This window comes from Streptomyces sp. NPDC093018, assembly GCF_040684035.1.
Lineage (GTDB): Bacteria > Actinomycetota > Actinomycetes > Streptomycetales > Streptomycetaceae > Streptomyces > Streptomyces murinus.
In genome coordinates this window covers 56,392-80,145 of the sequence record NZ_JBFBFF010000022.1, presented here as the reverse complement: position 1 = coordinate 80,145, position 23,754 = coordinate 56,392, and the positions used below count along the sequence as shown (strand labels likewise).

21 protein-coding genes and 1 pseudogene are annotated in these 23,754 nt (G+C 73.3%); 7 read left to right on the top strand and 15 right to left on the bottom strand.

All coding sequences use genetic code 11. From position 1 onward, the window contains the following. Positions 1-80: 80 nt before the first annotated feature. From AB0N90_RS33800 to AB0N90_RS33790, 3 genes are read right to left on the bottom strand one after another with little or no spacing between them, the layout of a single operon-like run. A complete protein-coding gene (locus AB0N90_RS33800; RefSeq protein WP_085562709.1) occupies positions 81-707 on the bottom strand; it encodes a YigZ family protein in 627 nt (208 codons plus the stop codon). 31 nt (positions 708-738) lie between these two features. Beyond that, positions 739-1,284 carry a histidine phosphatase family protein gene (locus AB0N90_RS33795; RefSeq protein ID WP_085562708.1) on the bottom strand — a complete coding sequence of 182 codons (546 nt, stop codon included), beginning with the start codon at positions 1,282-1,284 and terminating at the stop codon, positions 739-741. Further along, a complete protein-coding gene (locus AB0N90_RS33790; RefSeq protein ID WP_365202931.1) occupies positions 1,281-2,021 on the bottom strand; it encodes a hypothetical protein in 741 nt (246 codons plus the stop codon). The genes AB0N90_RS33795 and AB0N90_RS33790 overlap by 4 nt, the downstream gene beginning before the upstream one ends. Before the next feature lie 169 nt (positions 2,022-2,190). Between AB0N90_RS33790 and AB0N90_RS33785 the strand changes: the two genes are divergently transcribed. Both AB0N90_RS33785 and AB0N90_RS33780 read left to right on the top strand, forming a co-directional pair. Then, the gene (locus AB0N90_RS33785) at positions 2,191-2,598 is read left to right on the top strand and encodes a CoA-binding protein (RefSeq protein WP_365202929.1); all 408 of its coding nucleotides are present in this window, start codon (positions 2,191-2,193) and stop codon (positions 2,596-2,598) included. A gap of 201 nt (positions 2,599-2,799) precedes the next feature. Beyond that, positions 2,800-4,443 carry an APC family permease gene (locus AB0N90_RS33780; protein WP_365202927.1) on the top strand — a complete coding sequence of 548 codons (1,644 nt, stop codon included), beginning with the start codon at positions 2,800-2,802 and terminating at the stop codon, positions 4,441-4,443. 159 nt (positions 4,444-4,602) lie between these two features. On the opposite strand, the gene AB0N90_RS33775 is transcribed toward AB0N90_RS33780, so the two are convergent. After that, positions 4,603-4,968: a metalloregulator ArsR/SmtB family transcription factor gene (locus AB0N90_RS33775; protein ID WP_365202925.1), complete on the bottom strand. Its 366-nt coding sequence runs from the start codon at positions 4,966-4,968 to the stop codon at positions 4,603-4,605. Positions 4,969-5,029: 61 nt separating this feature from the next. Between AB0N90_RS33775 and AB0N90_RS33770 the strand changes: the two genes are divergently transcribed. Further along, a complete protein-coding gene (locus AB0N90_RS33770; RefSeq protein WP_365202923.1) occupies positions 5,030-6,082 on the top strand; it encodes a cation diffusion facilitator family transporter in 1,053 nt (350 codons plus the stop codon). 1 nt (position 6,083) lies between these two features. On the opposite strand, the gene AB0N90_RS33765 is transcribed toward AB0N90_RS33770, so the two are convergent. Next, positions 6,084-6,641 carry a YbaK/EbsC family protein gene (locus AB0N90_RS33765; RefSeq protein ID WP_365202921.1) on the bottom strand — a complete coding sequence of 186 codons (558 nt, stop codon included), beginning with the start codon at positions 6,639-6,641 and terminating at the stop codon, positions 6,084-6,086. Positions 6,642-6,684: 43 nt separating this feature from the next. Then, entirely contained in the window at positions 6,685-7,257 is a 573-nt protein-coding gene (locus AB0N90_RS33760; RefSeq protein WP_365202919.1) for an XRE family transcriptional regulator, read from the bottom strand. 118 nt (positions 7,258-7,375) lie between these two features. Between AB0N90_RS33760 and AB0N90_RS33755 the strand changes: the two genes are divergently transcribed. Further along, complete coding sequence (locus AB0N90_RS33755; RefSeq protein ID WP_365202917.1) at positions 7,376-8,233, top strand: DMT family transporter; 858 nt, start codon at positions 7,376-7,378, stop codon at positions 8,231-8,233. 239 nt (positions 8,234-8,472) lie between these two features. Here AB0N90_RS33755 and AB0N90_RS33750 read toward each other — a convergent pair. Both AB0N90_RS33750 and AB0N90_RS33745 read right to left on the bottom strand, forming a co-directional pair. After that, positions 8,473-9,924: pseudogene (locus AB0N90_RS33750) on the bottom strand (IS1182 family transposase). 121 nt (positions 9,925-10,045) lie between these two features. Continuing rightward, entirely contained in the window at positions 10,046-10,699 is a 654-nt protein-coding gene (locus AB0N90_RS33745; protein WP_365202915.1) for a flavin reductase family protein, read from the bottom strand. A 68-nt stretch (positions 10,700-10,767) separates the two neighbouring features. Here AB0N90_RS33745 and AB0N90_RS33740 point away from each other — a divergent pair, with 68 nt between their 5' ends. Beyond that, positions 10,768-11,490, top strand: a complete 723-nt coding sequence (locus AB0N90_RS33740; protein ID WP_365202913.1) for a helix-turn-helix domain-containing protein — start codon at positions 10,768-10,770, stop codon at positions 11,488-11,490. An 80-nt stretch (positions 11,491-11,570) separates the two neighbouring features. Here AB0N90_RS33740 and AB0N90_RS33735 read toward each other — a convergent pair whose 3' ends face one another. Next, positions 11,571-12,335, bottom strand: coding sequence for an acyltransferase (locus tag AB0N90_RS33735; RefSeq protein WP_128789065.1), 765 nt, complete (start codon positions 12,333-12,335; stop codon positions 11,571-11,573). A 146-nt stretch (positions 12,336-12,481) separates the two neighbouring features. Between AB0N90_RS33735 and AB0N90_RS33730 the strand changes: the two genes are divergently transcribed. Next, complete coding sequence (locus AB0N90_RS33730) at positions 12,482-13,009, top strand: gamma carbonic anhydrase family protein (protein WP_365202911.1); 528 nt, start codon at positions 12,482-12,484, stop codon at positions 13,007-13,009. A gap of 67 nt (positions 13,010-13,076) precedes the next feature. Here the strand turns inward: AB0N90_RS33730 and AB0N90_RS33725 are convergent, their stop codons facing one another. Continuing rightward, positions 13,077-13,721, bottom strand: a complete 645-nt coding sequence (locus AB0N90_RS33725) for a DedA family protein (RefSeq protein WP_037658048.1) — start codon at positions 13,719-13,721, stop codon at positions 13,077-13,079. Between the two features lie 237 nt (positions 13,722-13,958). Between AB0N90_RS33725 and AB0N90_RS33720 the strand changes: the two genes are divergently transcribed. Then, positions 13,959-14,966 (top strand): lysylphosphatidylglycerol synthase transmembrane domain-containing protein, encoded by a 1,008-nt coding sequence (locus AB0N90_RS33720; RefSeq protein ID WP_365202909.1) that lies wholly within the window; start codon positions 13,959-13,961, stop codon positions 14,964-14,966. A gap of 94 nt (positions 14,967-15,060) precedes the next feature. On the opposite strand, the gene AB0N90_RS33715 is transcribed toward AB0N90_RS33720, so the two are convergent. The 5 genes from AB0N90_RS33715 to AB0N90_RS33695 are packed head-to-tail and all read right to left on the bottom strand — an operon-like array spanning position 15,061 to position 23,754. Continuing rightward, positions 15,061-16,137: a class I SAM-dependent methyltransferase gene (locus tag AB0N90_RS33715; RefSeq protein WP_365202908.1), complete on the bottom strand. Its 1,077-nt coding sequence runs from the start codon at positions 16,135-16,137 to the stop codon at positions 15,061-15,063. Next, complete coding sequence (locus AB0N90_RS33710; protein ID WP_365202906.1) at positions 16,134-17,315, bottom strand: glycosyltransferase; 1,182 nt, start codon at positions 17,313-17,315, stop codon at positions 16,134-16,136. Before AB0N90_RS33710 ends, AB0N90_RS33715 begins: the two co-directional genes overlap by 4 nt. Further along, complete coding sequence (locus tag AB0N90_RS33705; protein WP_361669080.1) at positions 17,312-18,115, bottom strand: alpha/beta hydrolase; 804 nt, start codon at positions 18,113-18,115, stop codon at positions 17,312-17,314. The genes AB0N90_RS33710 and AB0N90_RS33705 overlap by 4 nt, the downstream gene beginning before the upstream one ends. Positions 18,116-18,118: 3 nt before the next feature. Next, on the bottom strand, positions 18,119-18,436 hold the full coding sequence (locus tag AB0N90_RS33700; protein ID WP_051850307.1) for an acyl carrier protein: 318 nt from the start codon (positions 18,434-18,436) through the stop codon (positions 18,119-18,121). Further along, positions 18,433-23,754, bottom strand: a complete 5,322-nt coding sequence (locus AB0N90_RS33695) for a beta-ketoacyl synthase N-terminal-like domain-containing protein (RefSeq protein WP_365202903.1) — start codon at positions 23,752-23,754, stop codon at positions 18,433-18,435. Before AB0N90_RS33695 ends, AB0N90_RS33700 begins: the two co-directional genes overlap by 4 nt.

Sequence of the window (23,754 nt, the reverse complement as noted above, 5' to 3'; positions counted from 1 at the left end):
CAACACGTCCGCTCTCGCCCGTATCACCCGTCATACCCCGCACAACGAAAGGGCGTTATGACCGTTTTGTCGTCGATGCTTCAGGCGTCCCCGTACGCCTCGCCGCCCAGCTCGAATCCGGCCGCGCCCGCCGTCGCGTCGGCGAGCCAGCCCCGGAAGGCGTCCACATCGGCGTCCGGCAGGCCGATCTCGATGGTGACGGCCTCGCCGTAGCGGACGTCGCGGACCTCGCGGCCGGTGGCGCGCAGCTCGTTCTGGAGCTTGCCCGCGCGCTGGTGGTCGACGGTGACCGTGGCCAGCCGGAAGCGGCGCCGGGTACGGGTGCCGAGGGTGTCCAGGGCCTCGCCTACGGCGCCGCCGTAGGCGCGGATGAGCCCGCCGGCACCGAGCTTGACACCGCCGTAGTAGCGGGTGACGACGGCGACGACGTACCGCATGTCGCGGCGCAGCAGCATCTGGAGCATGGGGACGCCCGCCGTGCCGCCCGGTTCGCCGTCGTCGCTGGCCTTCTGCACGGAGGCGTCCGCCCCGATGACGTACGCCCAGCAGTTGTGGGTGGCGTCGGCGTGCTCCTTGCGGACGGCCGCGACGAAGTCCTGCGCCTCCTGCTCGGTGGCGGCCGGGGCGAGGGCGCACAGGAAGCGGGAACGGTTGATCTCGGTCTCGTGCACGCCCGCGTGGGCCACTGTGCGGTACTCGTCCTGCATCCCGCCAGCCTATGCGGAAGCGCCGGTCACCCTAGGCGTGGGTCTTGCCCCGGGGCACGGTGAACCAGGTCAGCAGGGCGACACCGGGGGCGAGGGCGGCCCAGCCGGTGCCGCGCCAGGCGAGGACCGCGACGGCGGAGGTGGGGAACTTGGCGCGCAGCCGCTCCAGACTGTCGTCCAGACCGTCCCCGGCCAGCGTCAGGACGAGGTCCTCCAGGCCCGGGTTGTGCCCGACGAGAAGCAGCGTCTCCACCTCGGGCGGGGCCTCGCGCACGACGTCCAGCAGGGCCGGTACCCCGGCCTCGTACAGCCGGGGTTCGTAGCGCACCCGGGGCGGGGTGCCCCATTCGTCGGAGGCGAGCTGCCAGGTCCGGCGGGCGCGTACGGCGGTGGAGCACAGGGCGAGGTCGGGCAGCAGGTCGGCCTCGGCGAGGGCGCGGCCCGCGGCGGGGGCGTCCCGCAGACCGCGCGGCGCGAGCGGTCTGCGGTGGTCGGGCACGCCCTCGGGCCAGGCTGACTTGGCGTGTCTGAGCACGACGAGCCGGCGCAGCGGGCCGGTGCCCGCGCGGTCGCTCATCCGACCGTCCCGAGGTCGCGGGCGAGTTCGAGGGCGAGCAGCCGGTCGGCGTAGGCGAACGTCTCGAACCGGGCGCCGTCGGCCACCGCGGGATCGGCCGCGGCCGCCGCCAGCGCCGCCAGCACGTCCGGCATGCCCAGATCGTCCTCCCATGCCTCGGTGAGCCGGGCGCGCACCGCCTCCGGCACCGGCCGCGAGGGCTCCCGCGCCCAGCCGGCCACCTCCCGCCGCCACCCGGCCAGCCGCTCCGCGGCACGCTTCAGGGCCGCCTCGTCCAGCGTGGCGGTCTGCCCGTGCGGGACGGCGAGGAGGGCGAGGCGCAGGGCGGTGGGGTCGGCGAGCAGCGCGGGGCCGGACAGCGGGGGCTCCTCGCCCCCCGCCCACACCACGGGCGCGACGGCCAGCACCGGCCCGTCGCCCCCGGCGGCCGGGTCCGCCTCCCCCGCCGTCACCCGCACCACCCCCGTCTCCGCGAACCCCGGCCCGTGCGCCTCCTCGAAGGGGCGGACGGCGAGGGCGTCGGCGGCGGCGCGCAGCTCCGGGGCCTGGCCGGGAGCGGTCGGCCAGGCCTGGAGGCCGTTCAGTTCGAGGGCGCGGGCGAGGAGGTCGGCGGTCAGCAGCACCCGCAGGGACGTGAGATCGGGCCCGGGGGCACGGGCCTCGATACGGGTCAGACCGCGGCGGGCGGGCGCGGCGGCGACGGGCTCACCGGTTCGGGCGTCGAGGATGCGCAGCACGGGCCGAGCGTAGGCGCGCGAGGGCCTTCGCGCTGGCACCGCGCGCCGATTCCGGACACCGTGGCGGGGTAGGGGAACGGGAATCGGCGCCTGCGGGGGCCGGGAATCGGTGCCTCCGGGCGCCGGTTGACGGCAGTGGAAAGCGGCCCACACCACACAGGAGGCGGACGTGTACGACGAAGAGGCGGCGATTCGCAGGATTCTGACCGAACGGGGCGATACCTGGGCGGTGGTCGGCCTGTCCGGCAATTCCGCCCGGCCCGCGTACCGGGTGGCGCAGGTGCTCCAGCGGTACGGCAAGCGGATCGTGCCGGTGCACCCGAAGGCGGAGACGGTGCACGGCGAGCAGGGCTACGCCTCGCTCGCGGACATCCCCTTCGACGTCGACGTGGTGGACGTCTTCGTCAACAGCTCACTGGCGGGGGCGGTGGCCGACGAGGCGGTGGCGAAGGGCGCGAAGGCGGTCTGGTTCCAGCTCGGCGTCGTCGACGAAGCCGCTTGCGATCGCACTCGCGCGGCCGGTCTGGACATGGTCATGGACCGCTGCCCCGCGATCGAAATTCCACGCTTGCTCTAGTGTCAGAACTTCTTCATCACAATTCACTGATGAATATTGACATTCGCACACGGTGACTGAGCTGTGGAAACCCTGTCCCCAAGAGGGACAAGATCCTGGGTCAAGTTTTGGTAAGCAGTCTTTTGCCGACGCGGAAACCGTTCCTAGCCTGTGGCCTCCCTCCCCGTTAAAACTGCGTTTACGATCTGAGAGGCCACTTGCATGACGAAAGTCGACCAGGCTGCACCGGTAGCCACGAGCGAGACCGGGGGCCTGCGCCGCGACGTGGGGCTCATCGGCCTGATGTGGGCCTCCGTGGGGTCCATCATCGGCTCCGGCTGGCTCTACGGCGCCGAGAAGGCCGTCGTCGTGGCCGGCCCCGCGGCGATCATCTCGTGGGTGATCGGCACGGTGGCCATCGTCCTGCTGGCGCTCGTGCACGCCGAACTCGGCGGCATGTTCCCGGTGGCGGGCGGTACGGCGCGCTACCCGCACTACGCCTTCGGCGGCCTGGCCGGCATGTCCTTCGGCTGGTTCTCCTGGCTGCAGGCGGCCACCGTGGCCCCCATCGAGGTCGAGGCGATGATCGGCTACGCCGGTCACTGGAAGTTCGCCCAGGGCCTCCAGGGCGCGGACGGCACGCTGACCACCAGCGGAATCGTTACTGCAATCGTGCTCATGGCGATCTTCGTCGGCGTCAACTTCTTCGGCGTGCGCGCCCTGGCGCACACCAACAGCGCCGCCACCTGGTGGAAGATCGCGATCCCGCTCGCCGCGATCTTCATCATCGCCATCGGCAACTTCCACGGCTCCAACTTCACCTCGGAGGGCTTCGCCCCGTTCGGCGCCAAGGGTGTGCTGGGCGCGATCAGCTCCAGCGGCATCATCTTCGCGCTGCTCGGCTTCGAGCAGGCGATCCAGCTGGCCGGTGAGAGCCGCAACCCGCAGCGCGACCTGCCCCGCGCGACGCTCGGCTCGGTGGCCATCGGCGCCACGATCTACATGCTGCTCCAGATCGTCTTCATCGCAGCGCTGCCGCACTCCGCGTTCGCGCACGGCTGGGCGAAGCTGGCCTACGCCGGCATCAGCGGCCCCTGGGCGGGGCTCGCGACGCTGGTGGGCCTCGGCTGGCTGGGCTGGATCCTCTACGCCGACGCGATCATCTCCCCCGGTGGCACCGGCCTGATCTACACCACCGCCACCTCCCGCGTCTCCTACGGCCTGGCCAAGAACGGTTACGCCCCGAAGTCACTCACCAAGACCGACAAGCGCGGCGTGCCGTGGATCGGCCTGATCGTCGCCTTCGTCACCGGCATCATCTGCTTCCTGCCCTTCCCGAAGTGGCAGACGCTGGTCAGCTTCATCACCTCGGCGAGCGTGCTGATGTACGCGGGCGCGCCGCTGGCCTACGGCGTCTTCAGCGACCGGCTGCCGCACTTCGAACGCCCCTACCGGCTGCCCTTCGGCAAGTTCATCTCGCCCGCGTCCTTCGTGGTCGCCAACCTGATCATCTACTGGAGCGGCTGGGACACCCTGTGGCGGCTGGCCTTCGCCATCCTCCTCGGCTACGTCCTGATGGGTTCCTACGCCCTGTGGGCCAACCTCAAGGGCAAGCCGGACGCGCCCCGGATGGACTTCAAGGCCGCGCAGTGGCTGCCGGCCTATCTGCTGGGCATCGGCCTGATCTCCTGGCAGGGCAGCTTCGGCGAGGGCAGCCAGGGCAACATCAAGCTGTACTGGGACATCCTGGTCATCGCCGCCTTCTCCCTCGGCATCTACTACTGGGCCAAGGCGACCGCCTCCAAGACGGAGGCGATCGAGCGCAGCATCGACGAGGTCGTCGTGACGGACGCGCCCGCGCACTGATCACCGCCTCCCCCCAGGTGCCCCGCCAGCCCCTCCCCGGCCGGCGGGGCACCGTCGCGTCACGGGGCTGGCGCCCGGTTTCGGGGGTGGTTGTGCTGCTACGGCTGCCGGGCGCTGCTCGGGGAGCGGCGGGCATGCCACCCGGCCACCCCTCGCCGCCTACCGCTCCCCCTCCCCCCGTCCCTCCGCAAGCCGGTGGTCCGCCGTCTTCAGTGCCTCGTCCACCAGGCAGCGAAGATGGCCGTGGCGCAAGGAGTAGATGACCCGGCGGCCCTCCTTGCGGGTGTCGACCAGACCGGCGAGGCGGAGGCGGGCCAGGTGTTGGCTGACGGCGGGGCGGGCGGCGGCGCAGACTTCGGTGAGGGTGCCGACGTCGGCCTCGCCCGAGGTCAGGGCGTGCAGCAGGGTGAGCCGGGTGCGGTCGCCGAGCAGGGCGAGGAGTTCCGCCGCGAGCGCGAACTGCTCCTCGCCCGGGGTGCGCTGATGCACAGGGTGCGCAGGTGATAGGTGCATGCGTGCGCTCATACGCACATAATGGCTCCGTGGGCGTCCCGCGTCCACCGCGGCCCAGCAGAAGGGGACCCCCGTGAGCGACCATCACGACCACGGCCCGCACCGGCACGCCACCTCGTCCCCGCGCCATCGCCTGGCCCATCTCCTCACCCCGCACTCCCACGAGACCGCCGACAAGCTCGACGCGGCGCTGGAGTCCTCGGCCCAGGGCATGCGCGCCCTGTGGATCTCGCTCGCCGTGCTGGGCGCGACCGCGCTGGCACAGGCGGGCGTGGTGGCCGTCTCCGGCTCGGTCGCGCTGCTCGGCGACACGGTGCACAACGCCGCCGACGCGCTGACCGCCGTACCGCTGGGCATCGCCTTCGTGCTGGGGCGGCGCGCGGCGAACCGGCGCTTCACCTACGGCTACGGCCGCGCCGAGGATCTCGCGGGCCTGGTGATCGTGCTGACCATCGCCGCCTCCGCGGCCTTCGCCGCGTGGGTCGCCGTCGGACGGCTGCTCGACCCCCGCCCGGTCGCGAACGTGCCCGCCGTCGCGGTGGCCGCGTTGGTCGGCTTCGCGGGCAACGAGTGGGTGGCCCGGTACCGGATCCGGACGGGCCGCCGGATCGGCTCGGCCGCGCTCGTCGCTGACGGACTGCACGCCCGTACCGACGGCTTCACCTCGCTCGCCGTGCTGCTGGGCGCGGCCGGATCCGCGCTCGGCCTCCGACTCGCCGACCCGGTCGTGGGGTTGGCGATCACCGCCGCGATCGTCCTGGTGCTGCGGGACGCGGCGCGCGAGGTGCTGCGGCGGATGCTGGACGCCGTGGACCCGGCGCTGGTGGACCGCGCCGAGCGGGCGGTGCGCGCGGTGCCGGGCGTGGACCGGGTGGGCGAGCTGCGGCTGCGCTGGATCGGGCACCGGCTGCGGGCCGAACTCGCGGTCGTGGTGGACGGCGAGGCCACCCTGCGACAGGCGCACGCGATCGCCGTCGAGGCCGAACACGCCCTGCTGCACGCCCTGCCGAAGCTGTCGGCCGCGCTGGTGCACGCGGATCCGGCACCGGCGCCGGGCGAGCGCGACCCCCATCTGACGCTCGCCCACCACCTCGCCGGTCAGGGTCTTTCAAGCGAGAGGCTCTAGATCAGGCCACGCCGAGACCCTCCAGCACCACGGCCCCCGGCAGCTCCGCGAACACCTTGCCCGGCACCAGGAGTTTGCCCCGCCTGCGGCCGCTGCCGACCAGGACGTACGGCAGGTCGACGACGGCCGAGTCCACCAACAGGGGCCAGTCGGCGGGCAGTCCGATCGGGGTGATGCCGCCGTACTCCATCCCGCTGCGCCCCGTCGCCGTCTCCATCGGGGCGAACGACGCCTTGCGGGCGCCCAGTTGACGGCGGACCGCGCCATTGACGTCGACCCGGGCGGTGGACAGCACCAGGCAGGCGGCGAGCGTGGTCTCGCCGGCCCGCTTGGCGGCGACCACCACGCAGTTGGCCGACCGCTCGGGCAGATCGGCGCCGTAGTGCTCCACGAAGACGGCGGTGTCGGCCCAGTCCGGGTTCGTGTCGACGTACAGGACACGGTCGGCCGGGATCCCCGCGGACCAGTTCCGTACGGCCTCCGCCACCGGCTCGGTCAGCTCGGCCAGGCAGTCGGTCACCGGGGTCGCGGTCTCGAAGTCTCCGATGGGTGCGCGCATGGCCGCACGCTAACAAGGCGCGGCGGCCCGGCGCAGGCACGTCTCACTGCACGGGCGGCACCGAGACGGCCATCATCATCTCCATCGGGGTCTCGCCGCGGTTGGCGTAGACATGCGGGACATTGGCCTCGAAGGTGGCGCTGGCGCCGGTCGGCACGAGGTGGTCCTCGCCGTCGACCGTGAGGGTCAGCTCGCCCGCCGTGACATGGACCAGTTCCACGGTGCCGGAAGGGTGCGGCTCGGACGGGCTCTCGTCGCCGGGCATCAGCACCCAGTCCCAGATCTCCAGCGGGCCGGGCGCCTCGGTGCCCGCGAGCAGCCGGTTGTAGCTGCCGGAGGCGGTGTGCCACAGCCGTACCGCCCGTTCGGCGGGGACGACGCGGACCCGGGGGCCGCGCTCGTAGTCGAGCAGGGTGGTGACGCTGACGCCGAGCGCGTCGCCGATCTTGACGATGGTGCCGATGCTCGGGTTGGTGCGGGCCTGCTCGATCTGGATCAGCATGCCGCGGCTGACACCGGCGCGGGCGGCAAGCACGTCCAGGGTGAAACCGCGTACCGAGCGCCAGTGCCTGACGTTGCGCGCCAGGGACTGGGTCAGCAATTCGAGGTCCGACACGTTCCGTCCGACTCCGTCCAATATCCGAGATGGTGCACTCCTTTGGATGACGTAGTTCAATCTACTGAACTACGGTGGAGCGCACCCGTTCGTTCAACAAACTGTACTGCGAGGCATCGTGACGGCCCTCTTCGCCCTGACCACCAGCCTGTTGTGGGGGCTGGCCGACTTCGGTGGCGGGCTGCTGACACGACGTACGCCCGCGCTCACCGTGGTCGTCGTCTCGCAGGCCGTCGCGGCGGCCGTCCTCGGCGCGATCGTCGTCGCCACGGGCGCCTGGAGCGCGGCCGGGCCCCGGCTGTGGTTCGCGTTCGCGGCGGGCCTGGTCGGTCCGATCGCCCTGCTCGCCTTCTACAAGGCCCTGGCGCTCGGCCCGATGGGTGTCGTCTCGCCGCTCGCCACGCTCAGCGTCGTGGTGCCCGTCGGCGTGGGCCTGTTCCTCGGCGAGCGTCCGGGGCTGCTCCAGCTCGCGGGCATCGCGGTCGCCGTCGGCGGTGTCGTCCTCGCGGGCGGCCCCCAGCTGCGGGGCGCGCCGGTGGAGCGGCGCACGGTCCTTTTGACGCTGGTCGCGGCGCTCGGCTTCGGCACCGTGTTCGCCCTGATCGCGGAGGCCTCCACCACGGTCACCGGCCTGTACCTCTCGCTGTTCGTGCAGCGGCTGACCAATGTCGCGGTGGGCGGGGCCGTGCTCGCCGTCTCCCTGCGGCGCGGCGGCTCCGCCCTGCCGGAGGGCGGCTTCCCCTGTCGCTCGCTGCCCGCGCTGGCCTTCGTCGGCCTCGCCGATGTGGCGGCCAACGGCACCTACGCCATCGCCGCCCAGCACGGCCCGGTCACCGTGGCCGCCGTCCTCGCCTCGCTCTACCCGGTGGTGACCGCGCTCGCCGCCCGCGGCTTCCTCAGCGAACGGCTGCGTGCCGTGCAGGCCGCGGGCGCGGGTCTCGCCCTGGTCGGCACCGTGCTGCTGGCCACCGGCTGAGGAGCTCAGGGCCGCTCATTTGGATCATGCCGGGCTCGCGGGCCCTGGCACCGCGCCCTGATCCGGCCTGATCCGGCCTGATCCGAACGAAAGCCCCTAGGAGCGTGTCCCAGCAACCGGCAACTGACCGGGTGATAGTGGTGCCGAGGTCGGTTGCCGTTGCCCGACCTGCACGCTGCCGGGGTGGCCGGGTCCTGCCGGTCCGGGAGGCGGCGCGAGGGGCCGGTGGTCCGGGCCGGTCAGGCGATCGCGGCGGCGAGTCCGGCGGTTCCGACGTGTCGGAAGATCTTCCGGAAGTTGTGGCAGGCGGCCAGAAGACGCCACTCTCCTCGGGCGCCGTCCTCGCCGCGCAGGAGGAACCGGCGGCCGTTCTGGCAGGTCATGATCTGCCCGAAGACGAGTTCGACGATGGCCTTGCGGCGGCTGTAGGCCTTCTGGCCGGGCTTGGTCCGCAGCTTGCGGGCCATGCGCTCCTTGAGGGTGGCGTCCTTGGGGATGCATCCGCGGGGTGCGGGCGGGACCTGCTCGTCGTGCCCGAGCCGGCCGGTGGCCATGAACGTGTCGGTGCCGCAGGTCACTCGGCGGCCCCTGGCGGCTTCGAGGTTGGTCTCGGAGCGGTATCCGGCGTCGACGAGGGCCTGTTCGGGGTGGATGCCGGTGTTCTGGTGGAACTGGTCGAGCATTGGGGTGTAGTTCAATGCGTCGGAGGCGTTGGTCGTCACGTCGGCGGCGGTGATCACCTGATGGTGCTCGTCGACGACGGCTTGGGCGTTGTAGGCCTGGATATAGGCGCCGTCGCTGTTCTTCATGATCCGCGAGTCGGGTCGGTGAAGTTGGCCTGGGCCTTCTCGCCGGCGTCGGTGACGGCCTGCTCGTCGCTGCTGCCTGCACGTGCCTGGCGGCGGCGTTCCTTGTCCTCGGCATGGCGGCGGGCCTTGTCGGCGGCCTCGGCCTCGATCTGAGCGCGGGCGGCCTGCAACCTGGCGAGGCGCTTCTCGCAGCGGTCCAGTTCGGCGGGCAGGTCGGTGTCCTTGCCGTCGACGCCGAAGTGCTCGTCCTCGGCCGTATCGGTGGCCTCGGCGTCGGCCAGCAGGGACCTTGCCTTGGCCTCCAACTCGGCGATCTCGGCCTCGATCGGTTCCTCCTTGTCGACCAGCAGCCCGTAGCTCATGGCCTTGTGCTTGGAGGCGTTGGCTTCCAGTTTCGTGCCGTCCAGGACGACGCGGCCCATCTTGACCATGCCGAGTTTCTGCGCGAGGTGCAGGGACCGGAGGAACAGGTCGGCGAGGGCGTCGAGGTGGCGGCGGCGGAACCGGGTGATCGAGCGGAAGTCGGGGGGTCTGGTCGGCGGCCAGGAGCCGGAAGGCGACGTCGTCGACGCACTTGCGCTGGATCGCCCGGGAGGAGCGGACGCCGGTGGTGTAGCCGTAGATCAGCAGGCGGACCATCAGGCGCGGGCGATAGGGCGGGTAGCCGCGCTTTTCGGTGTAGCCGGCCAGGATCGGCGAGAGGTCGAGAGACTGGTCGACCAGGTCGGCGACGAACCGGGCCAGGTGGTCTTCGGGCAGCCAGTCGTCCAGCGACGGCGGTAGCAGCAGGACCTGGTGCGGGTCGAACGCCCTGAACCGCTTGTCCACCGCCGCCGCACGCGCCTGTGGCCGCTTCTTCTCGACCGGCTCGGCCTCGAACAGGCCCTCCCCATCACGCATACCGGGATCATTTCGCATGGATGATCACACAACGGAGGTGGGTTGCCGGTTGCGACCCTACTTCAGTCCCCCTCGCCCCTACGTTTACCGGCTTCGAGATCGGTCAGTGGGCTTGCCGGGGTGTCTGGGAGCGGTAGCTGTGGCCGAGTTCAGGGCCCAGTCCGTAGTAGTGACGGAAGTTGTAGATCAGCGGGCTCCACGTGGCCGGGTCGACGTGCTGGGAGCCGGGGACGACGATACGCGGATCGGCGTGGACCTTGAGCACGTGGGCTTCGACGATGAGGAACGCCCCGGAGGCGTCGGGTTGGACCCGGGCTGCGCGGGCCTCCAGCTGGATAGGACATTCGGCGGCCCTGGGCGGCCGGACCAGCTCGGAGGGTTCAGGTCGCAGGCCGGCTGCGGCGAACTTGTCCGGCTCGAAACGGAAGGTGTCGCGCTTGTCCACGGGTACCGGGGTGCGTCCGGTCAGCGGCGCCAGCCGCTCCACCGCCGGCCACTGGGCAGGCTCAGGGAGGTTTACCACGAGATCGGGTCGGGTGCGGAGATTATGCGCGGTCTGTCCCCCGGGGCCCAGACCGAGGACGATGACGTGGCCGAGTGCCCAGGCCGAGGACATCGGCGCGAGGTTGAAGGAGCCGTTCTCGTTCTCCGTCGAGAGCAGTACGACCGGCGTGCCGAAGTACAGGATGCTCGGCTCGATGGTCACATGGGCAGCCGACGTGTTGCCGGGCGTGGTGCTGCGTGTAGCGGTGTCCATGGGAGTTGACCGTAGGGTGAAGACGCTTCGGCCCTCACCGAAGGATCGCTGGTGGATGATGGACGGCGATGAGAAACCATGACGCGCACCTGGAGGGCCCGGACCTCGCCGCTCTGGCCGGACTCCTGGCGGACGGCACCCGCGCAAGCTTCTGCCGGGCCCTCCTGGATGGCCGGGCATGGACCGCGACCGAGTTGGCGCGCCATGCCGGGGTGGCCGCCTCGACGGCCACCGAGCACCTGAACCTCCTGGTCGGCGGAGGACTGCCCGCCCAGGAGCGTCAGGGTCGCCATCGCTACGTGCGCCTCGCCGATCCCGAGACGGCCCAACTGATCGAGACCCTTGCCTCCATGGCGCCTCGTCGCGCCAATCCGCCCCGTTCACTGCCCGCCGTCAACCGGAGCCGGGCGCTGGCCCGCGCCCGCACGTGCAACGATCACCTCGCGGGCGCCCTCGGGGTCGCGATCACCGAGGCGATGACCGACCGGGGGCTGCTGGACTGGGAGCAGGGGCTGACGCTCACCGGCAACGGGATCGCCGGGCTGGCCGGTCTCGGCATCGCGCTACCGCCCGCCACACGGCATCCGCCCGTCCGCGCGTGCCTGGACTGGACCGAACGCCGCCTCCACTTGGCCGGTGCCGTCGGTGCCGCCCTGTGCCGCCACGCCTTCGACTCCGGCTGGATCACTCGGATCGGCACCGGCCGCGCCGTCGCTCTCACCGAGATCGGCCGGCGTACGCTTCAGGACCACCTCGGCCTGTCCGACGAGACGGGCACTCCCGTCAGCTGAACACCGATCCCGCCCGGTCAGACGCTGCCGCTACCCGCGCCTCACCGCGCCGCACCCTTCTGTGTTACTGAGACACGCTCCTAGCCCTCGGTCTCCAGCTCGGCGAGCCGGGCCACCGCGGACTCGTCCAGCTCGGCCAGCGCGCGCAGCTGCCCCGGCGTCGTCCCGTCCGGGATCGGCACCGGCGCCGGGGTCCGCAGCGGCGGCTGCCAGCCGTCCTCGGGCGTCCAGCGCCGTACGACCTTGGCGGGAGCGCCGGCCACCACGGCGTGGTCGGGCACCGTGCCCCGCACCACCGCACCGGCCGCGACCACGACGTTCCGGCCGATCCGCGCGCCCGGCAGGATCACCGCGCCGGTGCCGATCCAGCAGCCGGGGCCGATCTCCACCGGCTCCATGCGGGGCCACTGCCGGCCGATGGGCTCGTGCGGATCGTCGTAGGAGTGGTTGGTGGAGGTGACGTAGACGTACGGCCCGAAGTAGCAGTCGCGCCCGATGGTCACCGTGGTGTCCGCGATGACATGGCTGCCGCGGCCGAGCACCACGCCGTCGCCGACGCTCAGGATCGGGTCCGGGCCGAGGTCCAGGTCGGGCATCAGACCGGCGGTCAGGGTGACCTGTTCGGCGATGATGCAGTGGGAGCCGAGCCGGATCCAGGGCTCGCCGAAGACCGTGCCGAGCGGGAAGGCGAGCCGGGTGGCCTCGCCGATGGCGCCGAAGCGGAGGCGCCCGGGGTGCTCCGCCGTGACGGAACCGGTCCGCTGGACCCAGGCCCAGGCCGCGTGCACGGCACGCTGGGCGAGGCCATGGCGCCAGGATGAGAACGTGTTCTTGCGCTTCGGCACGGGCTCACGTTACTCACGGGTTGCGTCCGGCGAGAGGCCGGACCGCTGTGATCTTTGCCCCACCACCTGTCGTACCGTGCGGAGTACTTATCGGAGTACTGATCGACGTACTTGATCGACGTACTGATCGACGCGAGGAGACGGTGATGACGCAGGGGGCACTGATCGTGGGCATCGGCGGCAAGGAGCCGCGGGTGGACGCGGAGGCGTTCGTGGCGCCGACGGCCTCGGTGATCGGGGACGTGACGCTGGGCGCGGGGGCGAGCGTCTGGTACGGCGCGGTGGTGCGCGGGGACGTCGAGACGATCACCGTGGGGGCGCGGGCGAATGTGCAGGACAACGTGACGCTGCACGCCGACCCCGGGTTCCCGGTGACCATCGGCGAGCGGGTGTCCATCGGGCACAACGCGGTGGTGCACGGCGCGACGGTCGAGGACGACTGCCTGATCGGGATGGGGGCGACCGTGCTCAACGGGGCGGTGATCGGGGCGGGATCGCTGGTGGCGGCGCAGGCGCTGGTGCCGCAGGGGATGGTGGTGCCGGCGGGGTCGCTGGTGGCGGGGGTGCCGGCGAAGGTGCGGCGTGAGCTGTCGCCCGAGGAGCAGGAGGGGGTCACCCTCAACGGCACGTTGTACGCGGACCTGGCTCAGGCGCACAAGGATGTGCATCGCTAGGCCGTCGGCGAGTGCGGGTGCGTGGTGGGACGCTCGCGCAGTTCCCCGCGCCCCTTAGGGGGCGCTGTCACTCACCGGCGTTGACGGGTTCCCGCTGGGACAGCTCCTGCTGGGTCTTCTTCGTCTTCCGCTTCACGATCAGCATCGTCGCCAGACCGATGACGACCGCCGCCCCCAGGCCCACGTACGAGAACTTCTTCAGCCAGCCCTCGGCGACGACGCCCACGTAGTAGACGGCGGCCGTGGTGCCGCCGGCCCAGCAGATGCCGCCGAGGATGTTGGCGATCAGGAACTTCCAGTAGGGCATGTGCAGGACGCCCGCGAGGGGGCCCGCGAAGATGCGCAGCAGGGCGATGAAGCGGCCGAAGAAGACGGCCCACATGCCCCACTTCTGGAAGGAGCGCTCGGCGGTGGCCACATGGGCCTCGCCGAAGTGCCTCGGGAACTTCTTGCCCAGCCAGGCCAGCAGCGGGCGGCCGCCCTTGCGGCCGATGGCGTAGCCGATGGAGTCGCCGATCACCGCGCCCGCGGTGGCGCAGGCGCCCAGGATCAGCGGGTTGATGTGGGAGTGCTGGGAGGACATCAGCGCCGCCGAGACCAGGACGATCTCGCCGGGCAGCGGAATGCCGAGGCTCTCGACGCCGATCACCAGGGCCACCACGGCGTAGACGGCTACCGCCGGGACCGAGTCGAGCCATTCCTGGACATGCACCGCGGGATCCTCCCCTGCCGCCTGACCTTGCGCGGAAGCGTTGTGTAAAGCGCTCCCCAAAGAAGGCTACCCGGTCGGCGGTGAACAGCCGCTCGGCGTACGCCCTCCGGGCGGCACCGGCCCGCCCCCGAGCATTGGGTTCGCGGCCATCCCGGTGTCATCCGGCGTGGGAATGCTCCCCCCGGTTTCGCCCGCACCGCCTGCCCCCGGGCCCCGCCGCGGAAGGACGACGTCCCCGTGTCCGCACCGTCCCCCCTCGTCACCGCACCCGACGGCCCCGTGCCGAAGGCCCCGGACCGGAGCGCCCCGTCGCTGTCCGGCCGGTCCCTGCGCCTCGCGCTGTGTCTGGCCCCGCTGCTGATCGCGCTCTGCTGGGCCGTCGCGAACCGGCCCGTGGTGTACGAGGGGGTGCGGCGGCTCGTCTCGGCCGATCTCCGCTGGCTGCTGGCCGGGCTCGGCTGTACGTGTCTGACCTGGGTGGCGGCCTCCTGTGTACGGCAGGGCGCGCTCCCGGACCGGCTGCCGGCGGGGCTGCTGCTGGCCTCGCAGTTCGCCGCGGGTGCCGCGAATCACGCGCTGCCCGGCGGGCTCGGCGCGCATGCCGTCACCGTGCGCTTTCTGCGGGCCCGCGGGGTGCCGCTGGACCGGGCCACCGCCTCGATCGGCCTGTACTCGCTGGTCAAGGGCGTCTCGAAGACCCTTGTACTGCTGGTGTTCCTGGCGGTCTCGCCGGTCTGGCGGCGCCTGGGCGAGCTGGTGCCGGACGGCCCGCAGCTGGTGCCGGTCGCGGCGGTCGCGGGCGGGGTGGTCACCGGGGCCGGGGTGCTGCTGATCGTCGTACGGCCGTTGCGGCGGCCGGTGACCGGCCTGGTGCGCACCGCGCTCGCCGATGTCCGGGTGGTGCACGCACGGCCCTGCCGGGTGCTGGCGCTGTGGGGCGGGGCGGTGGCGATGCCGCTGGTGCAGGCGGCGGCGCTCGGCTGTGTGGGGGCGGCGCTCGGGCTCGGGCTGTCCTTCGCGGAGGTGGCGCTGGCGTTCCTGGCGGCGGGCACGGCGGTGGGTGCCGCCCCGGTGCCCGGCGGGTTCGCCGTGGACGCGGCGCTGATGTGGACGCTGGTCGCCTTCGGCGCGGAGCCCGCCCCCGCGACGGCGACCGTGATCGGCTACCGGGTGGTGACGGACTGGCTGCCGCTGCTGCCGGGCGCGCTGGTGCTGTCGGCGCTGATCCGGGCCAAGGTGCTCTGATCCACCGGGCGTCCAAGCTGCTTCGAGCCAAGGTACGGTGATCCACCGGGCGTTCAAGCTGATTTGGGCCAAGGTGCCCTGATCCACCGCGCGTTCACTCCCGGCGGGCCACCAGCCGGTAGGCGTTGGCGAGGTGCAGGCGCTGGGCGAGCGGGCGGATCGCGAGGCGGTCGAGGAGGGTGGCGGTGAGCAGGGCGGGCACCCCGGCGAGCAGGAGCGCGCCGCGCAGGGCCCGGCGCAGCGGGCCGGGGGGCTCGGGCAGCCAGGGGGCGTCCTCGCGGGGCGCGGCGTGGTCCAGGGCCAGCCAGACGGCGGCGAGCAGATCGACCGGGTCGTGCGGTTCGGCGTGCTGCTCGGCGAGGACCGTGAAGCCGAGTTCGGTGAGCCGGCGGCGCAGATTGCCGACCGGGATGAAGTGCAGATGCTGCGGCTGGAGCCAGGGCAGCCACCAGCGGCCGAGGAGGCGGGCGTAGCGGCTGTCCGGGTCGGGGACCTCGATGAGGAGGTGGCCGCCGGGGCGTACCGCCTCGTGGGCGGCGCGGAGTTCACGGTCGGGGTCGGTGCTGTGCTCCAGGTAGTGGAACATGCTCACCACGTCGTAGCGGGCGGTGAGTTCGGGCGCGAGGTCCGGGAAGGCACCCCGGTGGGCCTGGTCGATGCGGCCCTCGCGGGCGGCGAGTTCCACGCCGTCGGTGAAGTCCAGCCCGTCGAAGGAGGTACCGGGCAGCACGGTGCGGGCGCTCGCGCAGAAGTGGCCGTGTCCGGTGCCGACGTCCAGCCAGGTCTTCGGGGCGGGGTCGTACGGCAGCATCGCGCGGGCACGGCCCTCGTACATGGCGCCCCGGCCGCCGAAGGTGCCGCTCATCCGCTGCTCACCGAGGCCGTCGTAGAAGTCCCGGTAGTAGAACTCCAGTCCCGCCTCGGTCAGTTGGGGGTTCTGGAAGATGTGCCCGCAGTCGGCGCAGCGGTCCAGGGTGAAGCGGCCCGGCTTGTGCTGGAGCAGGTCGGTGGTGCGCAGCCGGGCGCTCAGCCGGTCCGAGCCGCACCAGGGGCAGGTGGTGCGGCGGGCGCCGAGGAAGCGGGCGGGTCCGGTGGCGAGATCGGCTCGGTAGGCGGGGCGCAGGGCGGCGACGCGTTCGGCCTTCGCGCGCTTTTCGCTGGGGTCGCTCATCGGCTCTCCGTTGCCAGTCGTTCCAGGTGGGCGGCCGCGGCGGGGGCGCCGCCCGCCGCGCGGAAGGCGGTGCGGACACGGGCCGCGGCGGCCCGGTGGACGGGGTCGTGCAGAACGGTGTCGAGGGCGGTGCCCAGCCGGTCCGCGGTGACCCGGCCGAACTTCACCCGGAGCCCGGCCCCCGCGTCCACGACCTGCGCGGCGATCACCGGCTGGTCGTCGCGGATGGGGGCGGTGACCAGCGGGACGCCGTGCCACAGCGCCTCGCACACGGTGTTGTGCCCGGCGTGGCAGATCACCGCGTCCATCCTCTCCAGCAGCGCGAGTTGGGGCACCGAGGGCAGCACCAGCAGGTCCTTGCCGCGCTCCTCGGCGGGCAGCACCCCGCCCGGGTCGACGAGCACGGCCTGTACCCGGTCGGCGCGTTCGCGCAGTGCCTCGCGGCAGACGGCGAGGAAGCGGCCGCCTGCGTCGGCGTTGGCGGTGCCCAGGGTGACCAGGACCTTCGCCCGGCCGGGGGTCAGCCACTCCCAGGGGAAGCCGGGCCGGTGCGGACGGCCCGCGAGGGAGGGGCCGACGTAGTGGATGTGCGGTGCCGACGGGGCCTGGGGGCCGACGAGTTCGGGACTGCTGAAGATCAGCAGGAGGTGCGGCGAGGAGCGCGGGTCGGCGGTGCCCGAGGGGTCGCCGAGGCGCTCGCGCAGCTCGGCCAGCCGCCGCCGCAGCCACTCGGCGACCTTGGGCAACCCGTCGTAGGCGCCGCTGAATTCGGCCGAGGTGGTCGCGGAGGTGGCCCATGGCAGTCCGAGCCGCTCGGCCACCAGGGCCCCGGCGAAGGCCTGTTGGTCCGCGACCACCACGTCCGGGCCGAACTCCTCGACGGCCGCCCGCACTCCGGGTGCCATCGCGTCGGCGAGCGGCAGCAGATACCACTCCCACAGGAACTTCAGCGCCTCCGCGCCGCGCAGCTCCGGGGGGCGCCCGACGCCTTCGGCGCCCGGCACCGGGCCCGCGCAGCCGAACACCGGGGCGCCGGGGCCCGCGAGCCGGCGCACCAGGCCCGGGTCGGCGCAGGCCCAGGCCACCCGGTGGCCGCGTGCGGCGAGCCGGTCGGCGACCCCGACGGCCGGGTTGATGTGCCCGGTCAGCGGCGGTACGACGAACAGGAAGCCGCTCACCGGACGGCGCCCGCGCCGGTTCGGATCAGGTCCAGGATGTGCCCGCCGACCGCGCCGGGCGCCTCTACCAGCACCGAGTGCTCGTGCCCCGGCAGCACCACGGACCGGAAGTCCGGCAGCCGGGCCTCGTGCAGCGGGATCAGGTCCGCGAGGTCGGAGTCGCCGCCGTAGACCCCGAGGACCGGGCAGCGCACGGCGCCGATCTCGGCCTCGGTGTGCACCCGGCTGGCGGGGATGTCCCGGCCCAGGCTGGTCTCCCGGGCGAGCCGGGCGGCGCCCTTGGCGAGGCGGGCGGTGTTGTGGCCGCGGTTGGCGGTGATCCAGGCGATCGCGTCCCGTTCGTTGTGGGCGAGTTGGGTCACGACCCGGTGCAGGATGCCGCCGAGTTTGCTCGCCCAGGCGGGGGTCGCGGGTTCGGACTCCACGAGGGTGAGGGTGGCGACGCGCTCGGGGTCGCGCGCCGCGTAGCCGAACGCGATGGTCCCGCCGTAGGAGTTGCCGACGAGATGCACGGGGCCGGTGACGCCGAGGCGGTCGAGGAGTGCGGTGAGGTCGTCGATGTTGTGGTCCAACGTGTAGCCCCGGGCGGGGCGTTCGCTGCGTCCGTGGCCGCGCAGGTCGTACATGAGGACGTCCAGTCCGGCCGCGGCGAAGGCGGGCGCGACGGTGAAGTAGTAGCTGGCCAGGCTGTCGGTGAGCAGCCCGTGCACCAGTACGACCGTGCCGTGCGGGGTGCCGCCCCCGGCGGGGGCCATGCGCTGGACGTGCAGCCGGATGCCACCGGCGTCGACCATCGCCATGGCTCAGCCCGCCTGCGCGCTTCGCAGGCTCCACACCACGTACTCCACGAGCCTGCCGACGGTCAGTTCGATGATCTCCTCGAACTCCATCCCGGCCAGGAACTCGGCGAGGTTGACCCGCCCGCCGTACCGCTCCTCCATCAGTCCGGCCAGGGTGACCAGGTCGATGCTCTCCAGTTCCAGATCGCGGTTGAAGGTGGTGGACATGCCGATGACCGTGTCGTCGTCGCCGTACTCGGCCAGGACCTCGCGGAGCATGCCGGTGATGTCGGCGAGGACGGCGTCGGGGGCCGGCTGGGTGGGGATGAGCGGGGGGTTCATCGGGGGGTCTCCTCGGCTGCGGGATCGTGGGGTGCGGCGGCTTCGAAGGTGGGCCGGGTTGTGGATGCGGGGGTGGGCCGGGTGGTGGATGCGGGGATGGGCGCGGTGGTGGATGCGGGGGTGGGGCCGGTGGTCCAGGCCACCATGTATGCGCGGGGCGCCAGGGCGGGTGGGTTGGCCACCTGGGCGCAGTGGACCGGGTAGGCGTCGGCGAGGCGGCCGGAGACGAGCAGCCTGCTGCCGTCGGGGGCGGCCTCAAGGACCCTGAAGTCCCGTGGCCGGCCGCCGAATCCGGTGCCCTCGGCCTTGGCGACGGCTTCCTTGGCGGCCCAGAAGCGGGCGAACCACTCCGCCTCCGGACCCGACTGCGCCCGGAGCAGCCGGAGTTCCGCCGGTCCGAGCGCCGTGGCGAGGGTGGCGGGCTCGCGTTCGACGACCTCTTCGATGTCGATGCCGACACCGGTGCCGTCGGTGCTGCCAGGGCCGGGGTGCGGGCCGCGCGGCCGTACGAGCGCCACACCCGCCTCGGCCCGGTGTGCGAGGGAGACGTCCAGCGGGGGCAGGGTCCGGCCGTGCACACCGGTGACGTACGGGCGCCCGGCCTCGTCGTTGTGGACCCGGATCTCGGCCGGGAAGACGGGCCCCTCGCCCTGCTCCCAGAGCCGGCGGCGTACCGCGTCCTTGACCGCGATCCGGCCGAGCAGCCACTGGCGGCGGCCCCGGGGCGGATGCGCGGCGTACTGCGCACGCTCCGCGCTGCCCAGCGAGTTGCGCATGATCAGCTCGCGGGAGGCGAGGTCGGGCCAGCGCTCGTGCAGCAGCGTCCAGCCGCCGGGCTGGACGGCGGAGAGGGTGTGGCGCTCGGGGAAGCGTTCGACGGGGCGGGTCGTCGGGTCGTTGTCGAAGCGGCGGTCCTGCCAGCCGTCGAGCACGGCCCACACCCGGCCGCCGACGGTGAGCTGGGCGTCGGCTTCGAGGAGGGTGTCGGTGAGGGAGGTGATCCGCACCAGGCAGTCGACGGGGGTGCCGGGCGCCGGATGCGGCCCGTGGAACGTCATCCGCCGCATCTGCACGGGGAAGACGACGGTCCGCTCGGTGCGGGTCGCCATGATCCAGTAGCCGAGCAGCTGGCCCACGTTGTCCAGCAGCGCGCCGGGGGCGGCGGGCGCGGTGATCACCCCGCGCACCTGCCGTTCGCCGATCGCCGACAGCTCGGTCAGGCCCTGGAACCCCGGGCCGTGGAACATCCAGCGCTCGCGGTAGATCTGCGCGGCGGTGTGCTCGGGGCGCCGCTCGGGGGCGTCCGGGCGGGGCGCCGGTGGGGGTGGTGCCGGGTGGTGCGGGGCGAGTTCGACCACCGCGCGGGCGGTGGGTCCGAAGGCGACGGCGAGGTGGTGCGGCCGTCCGGGGACCGGGGTGGCCGTGATCGGTACGTCCACGGCGGGCACGGCGGTCAGCCACCGCTCGAACCGGGCCCCGTGCACGGCCACCGCCCGCATCCCGGGCTCGGCCGCCTCCGCCGCGTCCATCATGTGCCGCACGATCGTGGTCGCGGGCACGACCGGCCAGCGATCCTCCAGATCGGGCCAGCCGGGGCGCTGCGGGTAGAAGCAGTGATCGAGGAGGTGGGGCATGGTGCGGGGGGAGATGTGGAGCGTGGTGATCGTGGAGGCTTCCGGGGCTGGGGCTGAGGTCGTGGGGATGGCCGGTGGGGCGGCGGGGGCGGGTGGCACGGGCGCGGGTAGGGCGGAGGCGGGTGGCGCGGCCACGGAGATGGCGGAGGCGCGCGTCGCGGGCACGGGTACGGCGGGGGCGGGTGCCGCGGACGCGGGTAGGGCGGAGGCCGGTGGCGCGGACGCGGAGATGGCGGAGGCGGGTGGTGCGGCCACGGAGATGGCGGAGGCGCGCGTCGCGGGCACGGGTACGGCGGGGGCGGGTGCCGCGGACGCGGGTAGGGCGAGGGCGGGTGGCGCAGCCGCGGAGATGGCGGAGGCGCGCGTCGCGGGCGCGGGTACGACGGGGGCGGGTGCCGTCGCGTGGGGCGTGCGCGGGTGCGCGGCCGGGGTACGACGCCGTACGGCCGGAGTGCGATCCCCGGCCGCCGCCATCACCTCGGCCGCCGTGTCCGCGGTGTCCCGCAGCAGGGCGGACAGTTCGGCGGCGACCGGGAAGCGGGCGGCGAGCCCGTCCAGGGCGGGTGAGCCCAGGGCAGCGAGCCCGCCGGGGGCGGGTGAGCCGGGGACGGGTGCGCCGGAGGCGGGTGCGCCGGAGGCGGGTGCGCCCGAGGTGACGAAGCCACCGGCGGTGGGCGTGCCCGGAGCGGCGAGACCGTCTGCGGTAGGTATGCCCAGAGCGGCGAGACCGTTCGCCGTGGGCCTGCCCGGCGCGACCGGACGTGGCGCCGCAGGCCCCCGCCGCCCCAACTCCCCCCTCAGCTCTTCGAGTACGGCACCGTCCAGCGACACCAGCGCGCCGCCGAGGTCGAGCCGAACGGGTGGCCGGTCGACACCCGCGGGGTTCACCAGGATCGCGGGCGCCGCGGGTGTCGGCGTCACCGCAAGTGTCGTCGTCACCGCGTATGTCGGCGTCGCCGCCGATGTCGGCCGCGTCGCCGTGGTCCCCGTGAGGTCCGGCACCACCGACGCCCCCGCCGCCCACAACGCCGTTGCCACGCGTCGCAGTTGAGGCAGCCCGTCGTGGTGGGGCGAGCACGCGGGGACCGCGAGGTGGTCGCGGTCGCCGAGGGTGTCGTCGATCAGGGAGGTGAGACGGCCGGGGCCGGGCTGGACGAAGACCCGGTGTCCGGCGGCGTACAGGGCCTCGGTCAGTTCGCGGAAACGCACCGGTTCCAGCAGGTGCCGTACGAACAGCGCGCGCACGGCCGACTCGGCCGCCGGGAAGGGCCGCGCGGTCGTGCCGGACCACACCGGGACGGTCGGCGGATGCAGCCGGAAGCGGTCGGCGGCCTCCTGGATGGGGGCGAGGTACGGTTCGAGCATCGGCGTGTGGAAGCCGGAGCGGAAGGGCAGCACCTGGCAGATCACGCCCTGCGCGCGGAAGGACCGTACGAGGTCCTCGACCGCCGAGTCCGGTCCGCAGACCATCGACTGGCGGGGCGCGTTGTCATGGGAGAGCACGATCCCGGAGCCCGCCCAGGCATCGGCGAGCGCCGCCCCGACCTGTGCGGCGGAGGTGCCGATCGCGGCGAAGGCGAGCCCGGGGACGGTCAGCGCGTCGGGGTCGAACTCGGCCATGAATGCGTCGACTTGGCCGGGTGAATAAATCCCGGCGGCGGCCATGGCGGTCCACTCGCCGACGCTGTGCCCGGCGACCGCGTCCGGTACGACCCCCATCGCGCGCAGCGCCCGGTCCAGCAGCCGGCCCACGCCGACGACATCGAGTCCGTGCCGCCCGATGTCCTCGACCCGGGCGCCCGCCCGCGCGCCCACCCCGGTCTCCGCCCGGGTGTCCTGCGGCGCGGGCAGGCCGAAGCGGGCGGCGATGTCGTCGGTACGCGGCGGGGTGAACTCGCCCTCCAGACCGGGGAAGACGAACGCCAGCCGGTCAGCGGGGCCGCCGAGCAGCGGGGTGGGCCGCAGCCATACATCGCTGCGCCCCTGCCAGGCCCGGCCCTTCACGGCGGCCCGGCGGGCGAGAGCGAGCCGTTTGGTGTTCGGTGCGACGATCCCGAGCCGGGCCGGTCCCGCGCCGGGATGCGCGCGGGCCGGGTCAAGTCCGGCGGCCAGGACGGCGGAGTCGTCGGCGTCAAGGAGCGCGGCGAGGCGTTCGACGGAGTCGGCCGCGAGCAGCAGGACGCGCTCGGGTTCGGCGACGCGGGCGACGGGGATGGCGGGCAGGGTGTCGGGCGGGTGCCCGGGGGCGGCGGTGCGGCGGGCGGCCGGTGCCTCCTCCAGCACCACATGGGCGTTGATCCCCCCGAAGCCGAAGGCGTTGACGGCGGCCCGACGGGTCGGCTCGCCCGGGTCCCGGTCCCAGGGGCGGGCCTGTGCCAGGGTGCGGAAGCGGGTGGCGGCGAGGCGCGGGTGGGGGTCGTCGCAGTGCAGGGTGGGCAGCAGGGTGGCGTGGTGCAGGGCGAGGGCGGCCTTGACCAGGCCCGCGACCCCGGCGGCCGGCATCGTGTGGCCGATCATGGACTTCACCGAGCCGAGGACCGGGCGCTCCTCGTCGGCGAGGCCCGAGCCGGGTCCGAACACCTCGGCGAGCGTGGTGAGTTCGGCGCCGTCACCGGCGGGGGTGGCCGTGCCGTGGGCCTCCAGCAGGCCGATGGAGCGGGGCGCCGCGGGGTCGAGCCCGGCGGCCCGCCAGGCCTGGCGCACGGCCCGGGTCTGGCCGCCCGGGTCGGGGCTGACGAGGCCCGCCGTACGGCCGTCACCGGCGACACCGGTGCCCCGGATCACGGCGTAGACCCGGTCGCCGTCGCGTTCGGCGTCCGCGAGCCGTTTCAGTACGACGACCCCGGTGCCCTCGCCGATGAGGATGCCGTCGGCGTCCCGGTGGAAGGGCCGGATGCGCTCGGTCGGGGACAGGGCGCGCAGCTGGGAGAAGACGCTCCACAGGGTGATGTCGTGGCAGTGGTGCACTCCCCCGGCGAGCATCATGTCGCAGCGTCCGGCGGTGAGTTCGCCGACCGCCTGGTCGACGGCGACCAGTGAGGAGGCGCAGGCGGCGTCGACGGTGTAGGCGGGGCCGCGCAGATCGAGCCGGTTGGCGATCCGGGAGGCGGCCAGGTTGGGCACGAGGCCGATCGCGGTCTCGGGGCGGTCCGGGCCGAGCCGCTCGGTGAACGCCGCCCGGACCCGGTCGAGTTGGGCGGCCGACAGGTCCGGCACCAACTCGCCGAGCGTGCGGATGAGTTGGCCGGCCGTGCGGACCCGCTGGTCCAGCCGGGCCAGGCCGGGGGTGAGGTAGCCGCCCCGGCCCAGGATCACACCGATCCGGTCCCGGGCCGGGAGCCCGCGCTCGCCGCCCGCGTCGGCGAGCGCGGCGGCGGCCACGTCGAGGGCGATCAGCTGGTCGGGCTCGGTCCCGGAGACGGCGGCGGGCATGATGCCGTACCGGGTGACCTCCACCTCGGCCAGCCCGTCCACGAAGCCGCCGCGCCGGCAGTACACCTGGTCGGGGGCGGCGGGCCCGGCGGCGGCCGGGCGGTAGTAGTCGGCGTCCCAGCGGCCCGCGGGCACCTCGCCGATCGCGTCGACGCCGCCGCGCAGGTTGTGCCAGTAGGCGTCGAGTCCGCGCGCGCCCGGCAGCAGCACCGCCATCCCGACGATGGCGACGGGGAGTTGGCTGTTCGTCAT

Coding starts and splice junctions, on each gene's coding strand:
- AB0N90_RS33800 (WP_085562709.1), bottom strand. CDS start 707: ATGCAGGACGAGTACCGCACAGTGGCCCACGCGGGCGTGCACGAGACC.
- AB0N90_RS33795 (WP_085562708.1), bottom strand. CDS start 1,284: ATGAGCGACCGCGCGGGCACCGGCCCGCTGCGCCGGCTCGTCGTGCTC.
- AB0N90_RS33780 (WP_365202927.1), top strand. CDS start 2,800: ATGACGAAAGTCGACCAGGCTGCACCGGTAGCCACGAGCGAGACCGGG.
- AB0N90_RS33775 (WP_365202925.1), bottom strand. CDS start 4,968: ATGAGCGCACGCATGCACCTATCACCTGCGCACCCTGTGCATCAGCGC.
- AB0N90_RS33765 (WP_365202921.1), bottom strand. CDS start 6,641: ATGCGCGCACCCATCGGAGACTTCGAGACCGCGACCCCGGTGACCGAC.
- AB0N90_RS33745 (WP_365202915.1), bottom strand. CDS start 10,699: ATGGACACCGCTACACGCAGCACCACGCCCGGCAACACGTCGGCTGCC.
- AB0N90_RS33740 (WP_365202913.1), top strand. CDS start 10,768: ATGAGAAACCATGACGCGCACCTGGAGGGCCCGGACCTCGCCGCTCTG.
- AB0N90_RS33730 (WP_365202911.1), top strand. CDS start 12,482: ATGACGCAGGGGGCACTGATCGTGGGCATCGGCGGCAAGGAGCCGCGG.
- AB0N90_RS33715 (WP_365202908.1), bottom strand. CDS start 16,137: ATGAGCGACCCCAGCGAAAAGCGCGCGAAGGCCGAACGCGTCGCCGCC.
- AB0N90_RS33705 (WP_361669080.1), bottom strand. CDS start 18,115: ATGGCGATGGTCGACGCCGGTGGCATCCGGCTGCACGTCCAGCGCATG.
- AB0N90_RS33700 (WP_051850307.1), bottom strand. CDS start 18,436: ATGAACCCCCCGCTCATCCCCACCCAGCCGGCCCCCGACGCCGTCCTC.
- AB0N90_RS33695 (WP_365202903.1), bottom strand. CDS start 23,754: ATGACGAACAGCCAACTCCCCGTCGCCATCGTCGGGATGGCGGTGCTG.